Here is a 15,142-nt window from a genome sequence, read left to right as displayed (position 1 = left end):
GCGCGCTCGCACCTCACATGCACGCCGGGTGTGCTTAGCGGCTTGCGGCGAGTGGGCGGGGCGCGCTCGCACCTCACATGCACGCCGGGTGCGATAGGCGGCTGCCCCTAGGGCGGCGGTGGGTGCCTCACAGGCCCCTCACACGATGATTGGCAGATCTGTTCCAAGCGGCGCAGGCGCAGAAGCAGGTCAGAGGGCTGGGTCGCCGGTGGGAGTGGAACAGATCTGCCAATCCCGGCACCCGTGTGACCTGAGGGGCTCATGGGACCCCCGACAGAGGCCAGGAGCCACCCCCCTCGTTCCCCCCACCGACCGCAAGCCGCCAAACCCACCCGGCGTGCTGACGAGGCACCGACGCGCACCCCTCGCCCCGGGTGCGCGCCCGGCTCGGCCGAGGGCCCCGCACCGGTGAGGCGGCCACTTTCCCCCGGCCGCCCGCTCGCTTCTACCCCGTGCTGGAGCGGGCCGAGTCAAGGGTGGCCCGGAGGGCCATCGCCGCAGGCGACGCGGAACGCGCCCTTTACTCGGGTCGCGGAAGCACGACACTGGCCAAGAAGCGGGCGGACCGACGGCAACCTCTCAGCGCCGGGGTTGGTCATCCCCTCCCCCTCAGCTCCCCCTTCAGTACCTTTCCGCTCGCGTTGCGCGGCAGACCCGGCACGAACTCCACCGACCTCGGCACCTTGTAGTTCGCCATCTCCCGGCGGGACCAGGCGATCAGGTCGTCCGAGGTCAGTGCCGAGCCGGGGCGGCGTACGACGAAGGCCTTCGCGACCTCGCCCAGGCGGGGGTTCGGGACGCCGATGACCGCCGCGTCCGTCACGTCCGGGTGGGTGCACAGGAGTTGCTCTATCTCCGCCGGGTACGCGTTGAAGCCGCCCACTATGAACATGTCCTTGAGGCGGTCCGTGATGCGCAGGTTGCCCGCCTCGTCCAGGACGCCCACGTCGCCCGTGCGCAGCCAGCCGTCCTCCGTCACCGCCTCCGCCGTCGCCTCGGGGTCCTCGTAGTAGCCCCGCATGACGTTGAAGCCCCGGAGCAGTACCTCGCCAGGGGTGCCGGAAGGCGCGGCCACTTTCACCTCCGTGCCGGGGATCGCGCGGCCGGACGTGGAGGCGATCACCGTGGGGGCGTCGTCGCGGCGGCACATCGTGACGATTCCGGTGGCCTCCGAGAGGCCGTACGCCGTCAGGACCGTGCCGACGCCGAGTTCCTCGCGCAGGCGTTCCACCAGGCGGAGGGGGACCACCGCCGCTCCCGTCACCACCAGGCGGAGGGTCGACAGGTCGTGGGCGTCGCGGGCCGGGTGGTCAAGGAGCTGCTGGTGCAGGGTCGGCGGGCCCGGCAGTACCGACACCCGTTCCGCCGCGATGTTCGCCAGGGCCGTGTCCACGTTGAACACCGGCTGCGGGATCATCGTCGCCCCGCGCACGAGGCAGGCGATCACCCCGGCCTTGTAGCCGAAGGTGTGGAAGAAGGGGTTGATGATCAGGTAGCGGTCGGATCGGCGCAGGCCGGCCAGGTCCGCCCAGGTCTCGTACGCCCTCAGGGTCTGGGAGTGGGTGATCACCGCGCCCTTGGGGCGGCCCGTCGTACCCGACGTGAAGATGATGTCCGAGGTCGTCGAGCCGGTCAGCTGCCGTTCTCGCGCGGTCACCTCGGAGCCCGCCACGCCCTCCCCCGCCGCCAGGAAGTTCTTCCACGTCTCGAAGTCGGGCGGTGCGTCGTCCGAGAGGACCACCACCCGGTCCAGGGCCGGCAGAGCGGGGAGCGGGCGCCCTTCGGTCGGTTCCCCGACGCCGGCCGCCCGTCTCAGCGACGCCACGTACGACGTGCCCAGGAACGTTCCCGTGACGAACAGCAGCCTCGCCCCGCTGCGGCGCAGGACGTCCGTCGCCTCCGCTCCCTTGAAGCGGGTGTTCAGCGGTACCAGTACCGCGCCCGCCGACACCGCGCCCAGGGCCGCGACGATCCAGTCCAGGGTGTTGGGGGCCCAGACGGCGACCCGGTCGCCCACCTGCACCCCGTGCGCCAGGCAGGCCGCCGCCGCGCGTTCGACGCGGCGGCCCAGTTCGGCGTACGTGATCCTCGTACGGCCCTCGACCACGGCCTCGGTGTCCGCGTACCGCTCGGCCGCCGACCGCACCAGTTCCGGGATGGTTTCCCACGGCGTCATGGACCGGCCTCCCCCGGGAGAACACGTAGCTGACGAACCGTCAGATTAGCGGTAATCTGATGAGCTGTCAGGAGAGGGGGTGTCCACCGTGGCAGGTGCAGGGGTCAAGGACGCCGCCGCCGTCGTCGGGATCGGGCAGACCGCGTTCGCCCGGCGGTTGGCCGAGGACGAGAAGACGCTCGCCTGCCGGGCTGTGCTCGCCGCGCTCGACGACGCGGGGATCGCGCCCGGCGAGGTCGACGCGCTGGCCTCGTACACCATGGAGGAGACCGATGAGGTGGAACTGGCGAAGGCCGTCGGGTTCGGGGATCTGACCTTCTTCAGCAAGGTGGGGTACGGCGGGGGCGGCTCCTGTGCGACCGTCGCGCATCTCGCCGCCGCCATCGCCTCCGGGCAGGCGACGGTGGGGGTCGCGTGGCGTTCCAGGAAGAGGGGGAGCGGGCCCCGGCCGTGGACCGACACGGCCGTGCAGTTGCCGACTCCCGCCCAGTGGACCCGTCCCTTCGGGCTGCTCCGGCCCGTCGACGAGATCGCCGTGCTGGCCCGGCGGTACATGCACGAGTACGGCGTCAGCCGGGATCATCTGTTCAATGTTGCGCTGGCCTGCCGAAATCGCGCCAACCAGAACCCCGCCGCCGTCATGTACGAACGGCCGCTGACCCGCGAGACGTACATGACCTCCCGGTGGATCAGCGAGCCGCTGTGCCTCTACGACAACTGCCTGGAGACGGACGGGGCTCTCGCCTGTGTGGTGGTGAGCAAGGGGCGCGCCCGGGACTGCCGGCAGCGGCCCGTGTACGTCCACGCCGCCGCTCAGGGGCTGCCCGCCCAGCACCACGGCATGGTCAACTACTGGAACGACGACCCCCTCACCGGTCCCGCCTGGACCGCCGCCCGGCACCTGTGGAAGCACGCCGACCTCACGCCGGAGGACATCGACGTCGCGCAGATCTACGACGCCTTCACCGCGCTGATCCCGCTGTCCCTGGAGGGCTACGGCTTCTGCGGGCGGGGCGAGGGCGGCTCCTTCACCGAGCAGGGCGCCCTGGAGATCGGCGGGCGGCTGCCGATCAACACTGGCGGCGGCGGGCTCAGCGAGGCCTACGTGCACGGCTTCAACCTCGTCAACGAGGGCGTCAAGCAGCTACGAGGGACCAGTACCGCCCAGGTCCCGGGCGCCGCGACCTGCCTGGTCACGGCCGGTGAAGGCGTCCCCACCTCCGCCCTCCTCCTCAGGAGCTGACCGCCATGCTGAGTCCCGTCACCGACACCGACGGCGCGCCCTTCTGGGAGTACGCGGCCCGCGGCGAGCTGCGCGTCCAGGCGTGCGCCGACTGCGGTGAGCTTCGCTTCCCGCCCCGGCCCTGCTGCCCGCACTGCCAGTCGTTCGCGAGCGAGTGGCGGCCGGTGTCGGGGCGCGGGCGGGTGTGGTCGTACGTCGTGCCGCATCCGCCGCTGCTGCCCGACTACGCGGCGCAGGCGCCGTACAACGTGGTCGTCGTGGAGCTGGAGGAGGCCCCGCGGATACGGCTCGTGGGGAACGTGGTGGCGCGGGCCGGGGCCCCGTTGGACTCCCTCGATCCGGCGCGCCTGCGGATCGGCGCCCGGGTGCGGGCGGTCTTCTCCGGCGGGCTGCCGCAGTGGGTGCTGGTGTGAACACGGTCCGCCTCGACGTCGACAAGGACACCGGCGTCGCCGTCGTCACGCTGAACCGGCCGGAGCGGCTCAACGCCATCGATCTGGAGATGGTCCGGGAACTCGGCGAGGTCTGGCGGGAGTTGCGGTTCGACGACTCCGTGCGGGCCGTCGTGCTCGCCGGGAGCGGGGGGCGGGCGTTCTGTACGGGCATCGACCGGGATGTCGTCGTGCCGCAGCCCGACTCGCCGTACATGCAGGACGATCCGCTGCTGGGCGTCGGGCCGAAGGCGAACGGGCTGTGGAAGCCGGTCGTCGCCGCGGTGGAGGGGATGGCCTGCGGGGGTGCCTTCTACCTGCTCGGTGAGTGCGAGTTCATGGTCGCCGGGGCCGACGCCACCTTCTTCGATCCGCACACCACCTACGGCATGGTCAGCGCCTACGAGTCGATGCTCATGGCGCAGCGCATGCCGTACGGCGAGGTCGCGCGCATGGTGCTCATGGGCGGCGCCGAGCGACTGTCGGCCCGGCGGGCGTACGAGGTCGGTCTGGTCTCCCAACTCGCAGAGGCCGGTGGCGCGTCGGCGGTGGCCGCCGACTGCGCCGCCGTCATCGCCGGGTGTCCGGCCGAGGCCGTGCAGGGGACCGTGCGGGCGTTGTGGGCGGCCCGGGAGGCCGGGCTCGCCCAGGCGTTCGCGCAGGCGCCGCATCTGATCTCGCTGGGGAATCTGCCGGGCGCGCGGCAGGCGGAGCTGTTCGCCGCCCGCCGCGCGGACTTCAGGACTCGGTGAGGTTCACCAGTTGTAGGAAGCCACCGGATCCAGGTCGCAGTGGTCGACCTCGGCGGCGTTCTCCCGCGCGTTCGTGACCGGCACCTGGATGGTCCTGGTGCCGCTCGCGGGCACGCTGACCTCCTTGATGGTGCCGTCGACCGTCATGTCGTCCGCGTCCTCGAAGACGATGTGGACGTCGAAGCTGCTGTCGGCGGCGTTCGGGTTGGTGACCTCGATGGTCGCGTAGGGCTTCTTCACCGTCGCGCAGCTCACCAGCCGTGCCGTGCCGTCCCGGTGTTCGGAGGGGGTCGATCCGCCGGACGAGCTGCCGGAGGTGCCGTCACCGTAGTGGTCGTCGTCATCGTCGTAGTCGTGGTGCGTGCCCGAGCCGTAGCCGCCGCCCGACGACGTGGACGAGGAGCTGTCGTGGTCCTGGCTGGAGCTGCTGCACCCGCCGCCGCTGCCGTGGCCGCCGCTGTGTCCGTGGCCGCGGCTCTTGAATCCGGTCAGCGCCAGAACGACCAGGGCCGATACCGCCGTCAGTTTGAACAAGTGTCCCCGTCGATGCATGCCGAGCACTCTAGGGGGCGCCTGTCACGGTCATGTCACTGTGTGGCGACCGCCACGTACTCGGCGTAGCGTCTGCGCTGAGAGCGGTGGACGAACGCCGCTCCCCGCGACGACGGCCGCCGTCCCAGGCCCCTTCCGTGCAACCGGTACGACGGCCGTCCCCCTCACGCGGTCCGCGCGGTGCCCGTGCCCTTCTCCGCGTCCAGCGCGTACACGCACCGGTCCTTGCTGCACGCGTACACCACGCCGTCCTTGACCACCGGGGAACCGGTGATCTCGCCGCCGGTCGCGAGCTTCCAGCGCAGGCGTCCGTCATCGGCCTTCAGGGTGTAGAGCAGGTGGTCGGTGGAGCCGAAGTGGATGCGGCCCTCCGCCACCGCGGGCGCGCCCACGACGTCGCCGCCCGCCTGGAAGCGCCACTTGGGGGTGCCGGTGACCGCGTCCAGGGTGTACAGGCCCTTGCCGCTGCCGACGTGGACGTGCCCGGCGGCCACCAGGACCGGCTCGACGGAGGAGCGGGCCTCGGTGGCGATGCGCCAGCGGTCGCGGCCGTCGGCGGCGTCGAGGGCGTAGACCGTGCCGAGGTAGTCGGCGAGGTAGATGCCGCCGCCGGTGACGGCCGGGCCCGGGGCGAAGGCCGGCGGGCTCAGGAAGACCGCCGGTGCCTCGAAGTGCCAGCGGACCATGCCGCTCACCGCCTCGATGGCGAGCACACGGGTGCCCGCGGAGACGTAGACGCAGCCGTCGGGGGCCGGGGCCAGCCGGACCGGGACGCCGCCGCAGGAGGCCGCGTCGCCGATGGGGTACGACCAGCGCTCCTCGCCGGTGCGGGCCTCCAGGGCGCGCAGCCGGGCGTCCTGCCAGACGTAGACCGTGCCGTCGTGCACGACCGCGCCCGCCTCCGGGGACTCGAAGTCGGTCTGGCAGCCGGTGATCTCCCACAGCTTCTGCCCGCTCGCCGCCTCCCAGGCCTGGACGCCGCCGCCGCGGGTGCCGGTGACGACCGTGCCGCGGTCGGCCTTGAGGGAGTACACCCAGGCGTCCGTGGACAGCCGCCACAGGTCGGTGCCCTCGCGGGCGTCCAGGGCGAACAGGGTGGGGCCGTCGGAGGCGTGGATACGGCCGTCCGCCACCGCCATGGACCAGGCGACGTCCCGGGTCTTGAAGCGGCGGCGGCCGGTGGCCACGTCCAGCGCGTGCACCTCGAAGGAGGTGACGTAGACCAGGTCGCCGTCGACGGAGGGGGTGCCCCACACGTCGTTGGACATGCGGAACCGCCAGGGGCGCCAGCCCGCCGCCGTCTCCGGGGGCTGCGGCGGCACGGGCGGTACGGCGGGATCGGTGCCGGCCACGCCGGGGCGGGGCCGGGACCAGTTGGCCACCAGGCCGGCCTCGGGCGGGGGCGCCTTGACGGCGGCGGCGCGGGCGTCGGCGACCCGGGGGCCGGGGCCGATGGGCACCTGGGCGCCCTGGGCGCCGGTCAGCCGGACCGGACCGGTGTCGGGGGCGCCGACCGGCGCGGGCACCGGAGCACTCACGGGCGCCGGGACCGGGGGGTCGTACGGCGGCGGCGGGGGCACGGCCTGCCGGCCGCCGCTGCGCGGGCCGCCGGTCGGGGCCGGGGCGGGCTTGGCGGCGGGGCGTCCGCCGCGGCGGGCCTCGATGAGGGCGACCGCCTTCTCCGGCAGCCAGGCGGAGGCGGTGCCGCTGTCGTCGGAGCCGGAGCCGAAGAGGTGCGGCGCGAGCTGCGCCTGGAGGTCGGCGGGGGTGGGGCGGGCGGTGGCCTCCATCTGCATGCAGACCTCGATGAGCGGGCGCAGCTCGTCGGGCAGGCCGGTGAGGTCCGGACCCTCGCGCAGCAGCATGAAGACGGTCTCGACCGGGTTGGCGCCGTGGAAGGGCGGGTGGCCGGTGGCCGCGAAGACCAGCATGGAGCCGAGCGAGAAGACGTCGCTGGCGCCGGTGACGCTGCGGGAGTCCTTGGCCTGCTCCGGGGACATGTAGGCGGGGGTGCCGACGGCGACGTTCGTCATCGTCAGCCGGGTGTTCGAGACGCCGGAGGCGATGCCGAAGTCGATCACCCGGGGGCCGTCCTCGACCACGAGCACGTTGGAGGGCTTGAGGTCGCGGTGGACCAGCCCGGCGCCGTGGATGGACTGGAGGGCCTCCGCCACGCCCGCCGCGAGCCAGCGCACGGCCTGGGCCGGGAGCGGCCCGCACTCGTTCACTATCTCCTCGAGCGAGGGCGCGGGGACGTAGGCGGTGGCCAGCCAGGGCACGGCGGCACGCGGGTCGGCGTCGACCACGGCCGCGGTGTAGAAGCCGGAGACCGCGCGGGCCGCCTCCACCTCGCGGGTGAAGCGGACGCGGAAGAGCTGGTCCTCGGCCAGCTCGGTGCGCACCGTCTTGATCGCGACGCGCCGGCCGGACGCCGAGCGCGCGAGATAGACCAGCCCCATGCCGCCGGCCCCCAGCCGGCCCAGCACCTCGAACGGCCCGATCCGCCGCGGATCGTGCTGCGTCAGCTGATCCACCACTGCCTGCCACCTCCCCGTACGAGCCGCGCCACTCTCCATATGTACGCGACCGAAGTGCAGCGTCTCACCACCGCACCGCCATGGCGGCACGCACCCCGATTCTTCCTGGCCGGGCGGCTGGTTGCGAACCCGGCGACAATCGGGGTGTCCAGCGCTGAATCATCCCAAAGCGGACGGGTCAGCGCTGGAGCAGCGCGAACGACGCCCCCTGATTGTCGGTGACGACGGCCACCACTCCGTACGACGTCCCGAAGGGTGGCGCCTGCACCCGCCCGCCGAGCCGGTGCACGGCCCCGAGGGCGTCCGCGAGATCCGTCACCCGGAAGTGGACGAGGAAGTGCGAGGGCATCTCGGCCGGGAAGACGTCGGTGACGTCGGCGCGGCCGAAGTCGGGCCCGGCCTCGGTGCCGAACAGGGCGTCGTGGAAGAGACCGCCGTAGAAGGTGTTGGCCGCCGCGGTGTCCCGGGTGTACAGCTCGGCCCAGACGAAGGTGTTCGGCTCGTGCCGCCGCTGGAAGCCGCGATGGGTGCCGGGCTGCCACAGGCCGAAGACCGCTCCCCCGGGGTCGGCGGCCAGGGCGGCGACGCCCAGGTCGCCCACCGGGAACGGGGCCATGACCACCTGCCCGCCGGCCGCCGTGATCCGCCGGCCGAGGGCCTGGGCGTCCGAGGTCGCGAAGGAGACCGTCCAGACCGTGGGCATCCGGCCGTCCGTCTTGGGGGCCAGCGAGGCGACGAGGTCGCCGTCCAGCCGGGCCCACACGGAGGAGCCGTACGCCTCCTCGAAGGTCCACCCGAAAAGCTCACCGTAGAACCGCTTGCCCGCCTCGACGTCGGGCAGCTGGGCGTCCACCCAGCAGGGGACGCCCTCCCCGTATGCCTCTTCGTTCGTGGATGCCCTGTTTTCGGCCATGCCGTCAAAGTAACCGGGCCGCGCGCACCGCGCAGACCAGGCACACCACCCCCGTTGCCCCCGCGCACCCCATTTGCAGTCGGCCGAATCGCGCTCCGATCACCCCTCGGTAAGCTGACGGCATGACAGGACAAGTGCGTACCGTCGACGGCCGCGTGGCCGGCCGGCGTGGGCAGGCGACCCGGCAGAAGCTGCTCGACTGCCTCAGCGAGATGCTCAGCTCCTCCCCGTACCGGGACGTCAAGGTCATCGATGTCGCCCGGAAGGCGGGCACTTCGCCCGCGACCTTCTACCAGTACTTCCCGGACGTCGAAGGTGCCGTCCTGGAGATCGCCGAGCAGATGGCGGCCGAGGGCGCGGGACTGACCGAACTCCTCGAGGGACGCACCTGGACCGGCAAGTCGGGCTGGCAGACCGCGCAGGAACTCGTGGACGGATTCCTGGAGTTCTGGCGCAAGAACGACGCGATCCTGCGGGTGGTCGATCTCGGTGCGGCCGAGGGGGACAAACGGTTCTACAAGATCCGTATGAAGATCCTGAACTCGGTCAACAACTCCCTCGCGGACTCCATCGCGGAACTCCAGTCCAAGGGCCGGGTCGACAAGGACGTGAACCCGGCCGCGGTGGCCGGTTCGCTGGTCGCGATGCTCGCGGCGGTGGCGGCCCACCAGAAGGGCTTCTCGTCCTGGGGTGTGAAGGCTGCCGAACTCAAGCCGAATCTGGCGTTGTTGGTGCACCTGGGCGTGACGGGCAGGAAGCCTTCCAAGTAGGCACGCACTCGTTGCCAGGGTCCAAGTCCTGTCTGGCAGGCGGTGGTTCACACGGTGAGCCACCGCCTGCCGTCTACGCCGGCAACGGCCGGTCGCGCACCACGTGTTTCATCACGAGCGTCGACGTCAGCCGCTGCACCCCCGGCAGCGTCGCCAGCCGCTCGTCGTACAGCCGCTGGAAGGCGGCCAGGTCGGCGGTGGCCACCCGGAGCAGATAGTCCGGTTCGCCGAACAGCCGCTGGGCGTCCAGCACATGCTCCAGCTCGCTGACCGCCCGCTCGAACTCGGCGACCGTGTCCCGGTCCTCCTGGCGCATGGACACGAAGACCAGCGCCTCGAAGTTCAGGCCGAGCGAGGCGGGGTCCACCATCGCGCGGTAGCCCTGGATGGCACCGGACCGCTCCAGCTCACGCAGCCGCCGGTGGCAGGGCGAGACGCTGAGCCGCACCCGGGCGGCCAGCTCGGTCACGGTCAGCCGCCCGTCCTGTTGCAGCTCGGCAAGGATTTTCCGGTCCACGTCGTCCATGAAGAAGATATTTGCCCAGAGCACGCGATCATGGGCAAAGTTCGGGAACACTTTCGGGCCATTCGCGCCTAATGTCCCTGGCATGGACTCGGGACTGCTCTTCTCCTTCCTCGTCGTGGACCTGCTGCTGGTGTGCGTACCGGGCGCCGACTGGGCGTACGTCATCGCGACCGCCCTGCGCGGCAGCCGGGTCCCGCGCGCGGTGGCGGGCCTGGTCTGCGGGTACGCCCTGCACACCGCGCTGGCGACGGCGGGCCTGGCGGTGCTGGTGGCGGGCTCACCCCGGCTGCTGACGGCCCTGACCGTGGCGGGCGCGGGGTACCTGCTGTGGCTGGGCTGGGGCGTCCTGCGCCACCCGGCGGTCCCGGGCGCGGACACCACGGCGACAACCGACGGCCGCCCGTTCCTGCGCGGCGCGACGATCAGCGGCCTGAACCCCAAGGGCCTGCTGCTCTACCTCTCCGTGCTCCCCCAGTTCCTCACCCTCAGGGGCGCCCATCTCCCCGTCCCCGCGCAGACCGCGACCCTCGGTCTCCTCCACATGGCCTGCTGCGCCGCCGTCTACCTCACCGTCGGCACCCTCGCCCGCACCCTCCTCGGCGCCCGCCCGACAGCGGCCCGAGCGGTGACCCGCACCTCGGGCGCGGCGATGCTGGGCGTCGGCGCGCTGCTGTTGGCGGAACGACTGGCGACGCTCTAGTGTCCTGGCGGCTCAGGGCTCCCCGCGCGTCAGCCGGAACACCCTGATCTCCCGTTCCACCCGGGCCTGGTACGTCGCGTACGGCGGCCAGAAGGCCAGCAGTGCCTGCCAGACGACGGCGCGCTCCTCCCCCGTGAGCAGCCGGGCCCTGACCGCGACGTCCTGCCCCTGCCAGTTGATCGAGGCCTCGGGGTGGGCCAGGAGGTTGTGCGTCCAGGCGGGATGCCCCGGCCGGCCGAAGTTGGAGCCCACGAGTACCCAGCTGGTCCCGGCCTCCTCCGGCATGCAGGCCAGCGGGGTGCGGCGGGGCAGGCCGCTTCTCGCTCCCGTCGAGGTGAGGATCACCCCCGGCAGGAGCTGGGCGCTGAGCAGCACGCGCCCCCTGGTGAGCCGGTGCACGCCCCGGTCGAGGGCCGGGATCACCCGCGGGGCGAGCTTCGCGAACGCCCGGGTGGAGGACACCTTCTGCACGAGCCGCACGAGACGGACGCCGGCGGTGCGGGCCATCAGACGGCCACCTCCCCGGCCGCGAACAGGCCCGCCACCGCCGCGGCCCGGTCCCGCAGCCGGTGTACCGGTCCGAACAGCAGCTCGTCACCGGCCGCCCGCTTGAAGTACAGATGGGCGTCGTGCTCCCAGGTGAACCCGATCCCGCCGTGCAGCTGGATGCCCTCGGCGGCGGCGCGGCGCACCGCAGCGAGAGCCTGCGCGAGCGCGAGCCCGCCGGCCCGCTCGCCCCGGCCGGCCGCCCAGGCGGCGTAGTACGCGGCCGACCGCGCCGCCTGCACCGCCACGTACACATCCGCCAGCCGGTGCTTCACGGCCTGGAAGGACCCGATGGGCCGCCCGAACTGCATCCGCTGTCCGGCGTACTCCACGGTCCGCTCCAGGACGCGGTCGGCCGCCCCGACGGCCTCGGCGGCGAGCACGGCGGCGACGGCGTCCCCGGTCCGGGCCAGGGCGGGCAGGACGTCCGCCTCCTCGGCACCCAGCAACTCCGCCCGTACGTCCCGTAGTTGTACGCGTCCTTGCGGGCGGGTGGCGTCCAGCGCGGTCTGCCGGACGCGTACCAGGCCCGGCGCGTCGGCCGCCACCAGGAACAGCAGGGGCCGTGAGCGGGCGAAGCCCCCGGTGTGCGCGGCGACGAGCAGCACCCCCGCGCTGTGCCCGTCCAGCACCTGCCCGGCCTCCCCGTACAGCCGCCACCCGCCCTCCGCCCGCCGCGCCTGCACCCCGCCGGCCCGTCCGCCGCCGGCGCTGTAGCCGTCGTTCGCGCCGGTCAGGGCGAGTGCGGTGGCGAGCGCGGGCCCGGAGACGGCGAGGGTGGCGGTGAGGGACCCGGCGGCGAGGCGCGGCAGCAGCTCGGCGCGCTGGGTCTCGGTGCCGAGGGCGAGGATCAGCGGGGCGGCGAGGACGGAGGTCGCGAGCAGCGGCGAGGGCGCCAGGGCGCGTCCCGTCTCCTCGCAGGCGAGGGCCAGCTCGGTGACCGAGCAGCCGACGCCGCCGTACCGCTCGGGCAGGGCGAGTCCGGGCAGGCCGAGCCGGTCGGCGAGGGCCGACCACAGGTGGGGGTCGTGGCCGGCGGGCGTGTCGACGGCGGTCCGCACCTCTGCCGGGCCGCAGCGTTTGCGCAGCACCTCGCGCAGGGTCCGGCGGATCTCGTCCTGCTCGGCGGTGAGGCGCGTGTCCATGGCCTTCCTCCCTGTCTGACGGTCCGTCATATTAGGCAGGCCGGAATGAGATGCACAGAGGGAGGAGCCCTCTCATGGCTCGCGGAAGCAGGAAGGTCGCCGTGGTCGGCGTGGCCCTGTCCGACTGCGGACGCGTGGACGACGCGACGGCGTACGCGCTGCACGCCCAGGCGGCCCGCCGGGCCCTCGCCGACGCGGGCCTGGACCGCGCGGTGGTCGACGGTTTCGCCTCCGCCGGCCTCGGCACGCTGGCCCCGGTGGAGGTCGCCGAGTATCTGGGCCTGCGGCCCACCTGGGTCGACTCCACCTCGGTCGGCGGCTCGTCCTGGGAGGTCATGGCGGCGCACGCGGCGGACGCGATCGCGGCGGGCCACGCGAACGCCGTCCTGCTGGCGTACGGCTCGACGGCCCGCGCGGACATCAAGGCGGGCCGCCGCACGGGCACCCTGTCCTTCGGCGCCCGGGGCCCCCTCCAGTTCGAGGCGCCGTACGGCCACACGCTGATCGCCAAGTACGCGATGGCGGCCCGCCGGCACATGATCGAGTACGGGACGACGATCGAGCAGCTGGCCCAGGTGGCGGTCCAGGCGAGAGCGAACGCGGCCTTCAACCCGGAGGCGATGTTCCGCACGCCGGTCACCGTCGACGACGTCCTGTCCGGCCCGCTGATCGCCGACCCGTTCACCAAGCTGCACTGCTGTCTGCGCTCGGACGGCGGCGCGGCGGTCCTGCTGGCGGCCGAGGAGTACGTACGGGACTGCCGTACGACCCCGGTCTGGGTCCTCGGCACCGGCGAGCACGTCTCCCACGCCACCATGTCCGAGTGGCCGGACTTCACGGTCTCCCCGGCGGCGGTGAGCGGCCGGCTGGCCTTCGAGCGGGCCGGGGTGACCCCGGCGGACATCGACTTCGCCGAGATCTACGACGCCTTCACCTGCATGACCCTGGTCACCCTGGAGGACCTGGGCTTCTGCGCCAAGGGCGAGGGCGGCGCGTTCGTGGAGAAGGGCCGGCTGCTGGTGCGGGGCGGAGAGCTGCCGGTCAACACGGACGGCGGCGGCCTGTCGGCCCAGCACCCGGGCATGCGCGGGTTGTTCCTGCTGGTGGAGGCGGTACGGCAGCTGCGCGGGGAGGCCGGTGAGCGGCAAGTCCGCGCGCGGGACGGCGGCTTGCCCCGGCTGGGCGTGGCGTCCGGGACCGGGGGGTGGTTCTGCTCCTCGGGGACCGTGGTGCTGGGCAGGGAGTGAGGGTACGGCCCCTGTGCCGCCCGGGGCCGCGAGCCGGTACGGGTGATACTCGCCCCATGGCACAGCACGATCTTCAGGAGCTGCTGCGGTCGCTGCGGGTCTGGGACCCCCAGGTGACCGAGCTGCGGCCCTTCGACCCGGACACCGCCCCTCCCACCCCGCTGGCCCTGTTCACGAACTGGTTCGCGGAGGCCGTCGCGGCGGGACAGCCGGAGCCGCACACCATGTCGCTGGCGACCGTGGACGAGGAGGGCAGGCCGGACGTGCGGATCGTGATGCTGCACGGCGCCGACGCGGACGGCTGGTCCTTCGCCACGCACGTCACGAGCCGCAAGGGACGCGCGCTGAGCGCCCGGCCGTACGCGGCCCTCGCCTTCTACTGGCCGGTGCTCGGCCGCCAGGTGCGGGTGCGTGGGCCGGTGACGTCGGCCCCGGCCGAGGAGAGCCAGGCCGATCTGCACGCGCGGTCCACGGGCGCGCTGGCCGCCGCGCTGACCGGCCGGCAGAGCGAGGAGCTGGCCTCGCCGGACGAGCTGCGGCGGGCCTCGGAGGCGGCCTGGGAGCGAGCCCGGGAGAACCCCGAGGAGCCGTCGCCGACCTGGACCCTGTACCGGCTGCATCCTCAGACGGTGGAGTTCTTCCAGGGGGACACGGAACGGCGGCATGTGCGCCTGGAGTACCGCAGCACCGAGTTCGGCTGGAGCAAAGTGTTGCTCTGGCCGTGAGGGTCAGCTTCCCGGCCCCGCCCGGAACACCGGGATTCCGTTCCGGAACGTCGCCTCCAGCGGCATTCCGGCCCGCAGGCCGTCCTCCGGACAGTCCACCAGTTCCGTCATCATCCGCGGGCCCTCGGCCAGATCGACCACCGCTGCCAGATAGGGGACGCGGCCGGTGAACGGGGGCAGGTCGTTGTGGTGGACCGTGGACCACGTGTAGAGCGTGGCCCGGCCGCTCGCCTCCTCCCAGGTCACCTCCTCGCTCCAGCAGTGCGGGCAGAACTCCCGGGGGTAGTGGTGGGCCCGGCCGCAGGCCGCGCAGCGGCGGATCAGCAGCCGGCCGCGCGCCGCCGCCTCCCAGTAGGGGCGGGTGAGGGCGTCGGGCTCCGGGACGTCGTGGCGCGGGCCGTCCATCAGAACCAGCCCAGCGCCGCGTCCAGCGACCACGTCTGCCAGGACATCCCGAAGAGGCCGACCAGGGAGATCAGGGCCATCATCGAGTTCTGGCCCTGTTCCGCCCAGTCGTGGATCATCAGGACGAAGTAGAGAAGGTTCAGGAGCAGGCCGCCCAGCAGGGCCACCGGGGTCAGGAAGCCGGCGGTCAGGCCGAGGCCCAGGGAGAGTTCGGCGTAGGCGACCACGTACGCCATCAGCTTCGGGCGGGGTGCGACCACCGTGTCGAAGCCCGCCCGCACCGGGGTCCACCGGTGTCTCGCGGCCACGTCCGCCGCCCAGGCGATCCCGCTGCCCCGCTCGAACCAGGCCTTCTTGTCCTTGTGCCGCCAGCTCTCCAGCCACCACAGGCCGAGGCCGATGCGCAGCACCGCCAGCCACTGAGCGCCGTCCAGCCATAGCGAGTCCATGTATCTGACAGTACGTCAGATGGCG

At 72.8% G+C, this 15,142-nt stretch carries 16 protein-coding genes; 7 read left to right on the top strand and 9 right to left on the bottom strand.

All coding sequences use genetic code 11. The features are described from left to right. Positions 1–595 precede the first annotated feature (595 nt). Complete coding sequence (locus ACZ4WH_RS38265) at positions 596–2,176, bottom strand: FadD3 family acyl-CoA ligase (RefSeq protein WP_468189683.1); 1,581 nt, start codon at positions 2,174–2,176, stop codon at positions 596–598. Between the two features lie 88 nt (positions 2,177–2,264). Here ACZ4WH_RS38265 and ACZ4WH_RS38260 point away from each other — a divergent pair, with 88 nt between their 5' ends. Genes ACZ4WH_RS38260 through ACZ4WH_RS38250 form a run of 3 tightly spaced genes read left to right on the top strand, consistent with a single transcriptional unit; the run spans position 2,265 to position 4,602 of the window. Continuing rightward, positions 2,265–3,419 carry a lipid-transfer protein gene (locus ACZ4WH_RS38260; RefSeq protein ID WP_468189681.1) on the top strand — a complete coding sequence of 385 codons (1,155 nt, stop codon included), beginning with the start codon at positions 2,265–2,267 and terminating at the stop codon, positions 3,417–3,419. 5 nt (positions 3,420–3,424) lie between these two features. Beyond that, positions 3,425–3,832 (top strand): Zn-ribbon domain-containing OB-fold protein, encoded by a 408-nt coding sequence (locus ACZ4WH_RS38255; RefSeq protein ID WP_468189679.1) that lies wholly within the window; start codon positions 3,425–3,427, stop codon positions 3,830–3,832. Further along, on the top strand, positions 3,829–4,602 hold the full coding sequence (locus ACZ4WH_RS38250) for an enoyl-CoA hydratase/isomerase family protein (protein WP_468189677.1): 774 nt from the start codon (positions 3,829–3,831) through the stop codon (positions 4,600–4,602). Before ACZ4WH_RS38255 ends, ACZ4WH_RS38250 begins: the two co-directional genes overlap by 4 nt. 3 nt (positions 4,603–4,605) lie before the next feature. On the opposite strand, the gene ACZ4WH_RS38245 is transcribed toward ACZ4WH_RS38250, so the two are convergent. The 3 genes from ACZ4WH_RS38245 to kbpA form a co-directional block, all read right to left on the bottom strand. Beyond that, positions 4,606–5,154 (bottom strand): hypothetical protein, encoded by a 549-nt coding sequence (locus ACZ4WH_RS38245; protein ID WP_468189675.1) that lies wholly within the window; start codon positions 5,152–5,154, stop codon positions 4,606–4,608. Positions 5,155–5,318: 164 nt separating this feature from the next. After that, complete coding sequence (gene afsK, locus ACZ4WH_RS38240) at positions 5,319–7,691, bottom strand: protein serine/threonine kinase AfsK (protein ID WP_468189673.1); 2,373 nt, start codon at positions 7,689–7,691, stop codon at positions 5,319–5,321. Positions 7,692–7,869: 178 nt separating this feature from the next. Next, positions 7,870–8,604, bottom strand: coding sequence for an AfsK-binding protein KbpA (gene kbpA / locus ACZ4WH_RS38235; RefSeq protein WP_468189671.1), 735 nt, complete (start codon positions 8,602–8,604; stop codon positions 7,870–7,872). Positions 8,605–8,738: 134 nt separating this feature from the next. On the opposite strand from kbpA, the gene ACZ4WH_RS38230 reads away from it, so the two are divergent. Then, positions 8,739–9,374 (top strand): TetR family transcriptional regulator, encoded by a 636-nt coding sequence (locus ACZ4WH_RS38230; RefSeq protein WP_468189687.1) that lies wholly within the window; start codon positions 8,739–8,741, stop codon positions 9,372–9,374. A gap of 73 nt (positions 9,375–9,447) precedes the next feature. Here the strand turns inward: ACZ4WH_RS38230 and ACZ4WH_RS38225 are convergent, their stop codons facing one another. Continuing rightward, on the bottom strand, positions 9,448–9,900 hold the full coding sequence (locus ACZ4WH_RS38225; RefSeq protein WP_103809828.1) for an Lrp/AsnC family transcriptional regulator: 453 nt from the start codon (positions 9,898–9,900) through the stop codon (positions 9,448–9,450). Positions 9,901–9,982: 82 nt separating this feature from the next. On the opposite strand from ACZ4WH_RS38225, the gene ACZ4WH_RS38220 reads away from it, so the two are divergent. After that, entirely contained in the window at positions 9,983–10,600 is a 618-nt protein-coding gene (locus ACZ4WH_RS38220) for a LysE family translocator (protein ID WP_468189669.1), read from the top strand. 12 nt (positions 10,601–10,612) lie between these two features. Here the strand turns inward: ACZ4WH_RS38220 and ACZ4WH_RS38215 are convergent, their stop codons facing one another. Next, the gene (locus ACZ4WH_RS38215) at positions 10,613–11,107 is read right to left on the bottom strand and encodes a nitroreductase/quinone reductase family protein (RefSeq protein ID WP_468189667.1); all 495 of its coding nucleotides are present in this window, start codon (positions 11,105–11,107) and stop codon (positions 10,613–10,615) included. Then, entirely contained in the window at positions 11,107–12,291 is a 1,185-nt protein-coding gene (locus ACZ4WH_RS38210; protein ID WP_468189665.1) for an acyl-CoA dehydrogenase family protein, read from the bottom strand. The genes ACZ4WH_RS38215 and ACZ4WH_RS38210 overlap by 1 nt, the downstream gene beginning before the upstream one ends. A gap of 74 nt (positions 12,292–12,365) precedes the next feature. Here ACZ4WH_RS38210 and ACZ4WH_RS38205 point away from each other — a divergent pair, with 74 nt between their 5' ends. Both ACZ4WH_RS38205 and ACZ4WH_RS38200 read left to right on the top strand, forming a co-directional pair. Next, positions 12,366–13,538, top strand: a complete 1,173-nt coding sequence (locus ACZ4WH_RS38205) for a thiolase C-terminal domain-containing protein (protein WP_468189664.1) — start codon at positions 12,366–12,368, stop codon at positions 13,536–13,538. A gap of 56 nt (positions 13,539–13,594) precedes the next feature. Beyond that, positions 13,595–14,263 (top strand): pyridoxine/pyridoxamine 5'-phosphate oxidase, encoded by a 669-nt coding sequence (locus tag ACZ4WH_RS38200; RefSeq protein ID WP_468189662.1) that lies wholly within the window; start codon positions 13,595–13,597, stop codon positions 14,261–14,263. A 3-nt stretch (positions 14,264–14,266) separates the two neighbouring features. On the opposite strand, the gene ACZ4WH_RS38195 is transcribed toward ACZ4WH_RS38200, so the two are convergent. Together ACZ4WH_RS38195 and ACZ4WH_RS38190 are read right to left on the bottom strand one after the other, a co-directional pair. Further along, positions 14,267–14,668 carry a Zn-ribbon domain-containing OB-fold protein gene (locus tag ACZ4WH_RS38195; RefSeq protein WP_468189660.1) on the bottom strand — a complete coding sequence of 134 codons (402 nt, stop codon included), beginning with the start codon at positions 14,666–14,668 and terminating at the stop codon, positions 14,267–14,269. Beyond that, a complete protein-coding gene (locus tag ACZ4WH_RS38190) occupies positions 14,668–15,117 on the bottom strand; it encodes a DoxX family protein (protein ID WP_468189658.1) in 450 nt (149 codons plus the stop codon). Before ACZ4WH_RS38190 ends, ACZ4WH_RS38195 begins: the two co-directional genes overlap by 1 nt. Between the last annotated feature and the right edge of the window lie 25 nt (positions 15,118–15,142).

The sequence above is a fragment of the Streptomyces sp. NPDC029138 genome, from assembly GCF_055564375.1.
The sequence above is the reverse complement of the archived record's forward strand: the minus strand, read 5'-3'. Positions and strand labels throughout refer to the sequence as shown.

What these genes read in the sequence shown, in the direction of transcription:
- ACZ4WH_RS38265 (WP_468189683.1), bottom strand. Translation starts at nt 2,176, where the DNA reads ATGACGCCGTGGGAAACCATCCCGGAACTGGTGCGGTCGGCGGCCGAG.
- ACZ4WH_RS38255 (WP_468189679.1), top strand. Translation starts at nt 3,425, where the DNA reads ATGCTGAGTCCCGTCACCGACACCGACGGCGCGCCCTTCTGGGAGTAC.
- ACZ4WH_RS38245 (WP_468189675.1), bottom strand. Translation starts at nt 5,154, where the DNA reads ATGCATCGACGGGGACACTTGTTCAAACTGACGGCGGTATCGGCCCTG.
- kbpA (WP_468189671.1), bottom strand. Translation starts at nt 8,604, where the DNA reads ATGGCCGAAAACAGGGCATCCACGAACGAAGAGGCATACGGGGAGGGC.
- ACZ4WH_RS38225 (WP_103809828.1), bottom strand. Translation starts at nt 9,900, where the DNA reads ATGGACGACGTGGACCGGAAAATCCTTGCCGAGCTGCAACAGGACGGG.
- ACZ4WH_RS38220 (WP_468189669.1), top strand. Translation starts at nt 9,983, where the DNA reads ATGGACTCGGGACTGCTCTTCTCCTTCCTCGTCGTGGACCTGCTGCTG.
- ACZ4WH_RS38215 (WP_468189667.1), bottom strand. Translation starts at nt 11,107, where the DNA reads ATGGCCCGCACCGCCGGCGTCCGTCTCGTGCGGCTCGTGCAGAAGGTG.
- ACZ4WH_RS38210 (WP_468189665.1), bottom strand. Translation starts at nt 12,291, where the DNA reads ATGGACACGCGCCTCACCGCCGAGCAGGACGAGATCCGCCGGACCCTG.
- ACZ4WH_RS38205 (WP_468189664.1), top strand. Translation starts at nt 12,366, where the DNA reads ATGGCTCGCGGAAGCAGGAAGGTCGCCGTGGTCGGCGTGGCCCTGTCC.
- ACZ4WH_RS38200 (WP_468189662.1), top strand. Translation starts at nt 13,595, where the DNA reads ATGGCACAGCACGATCTTCAGGAGCTGCTGCGGTCGCTGCGGGTCTGG.
- ACZ4WH_RS38195 (WP_468189660.1), bottom strand. Translation starts at nt 14,668, where the DNA reads ATGGACGGCCCGCGCCACGACGTCCCGGAGCCCGACGCCCTCACCCGC.
- ACZ4WH_RS38190 (WP_468189658.1), bottom strand. Translation starts at nt 15,117, where the DNA reads ATGGACTCGCTATGGCTGGACGGCGCTCAGTGGCTGGCGGTGCTGCGC.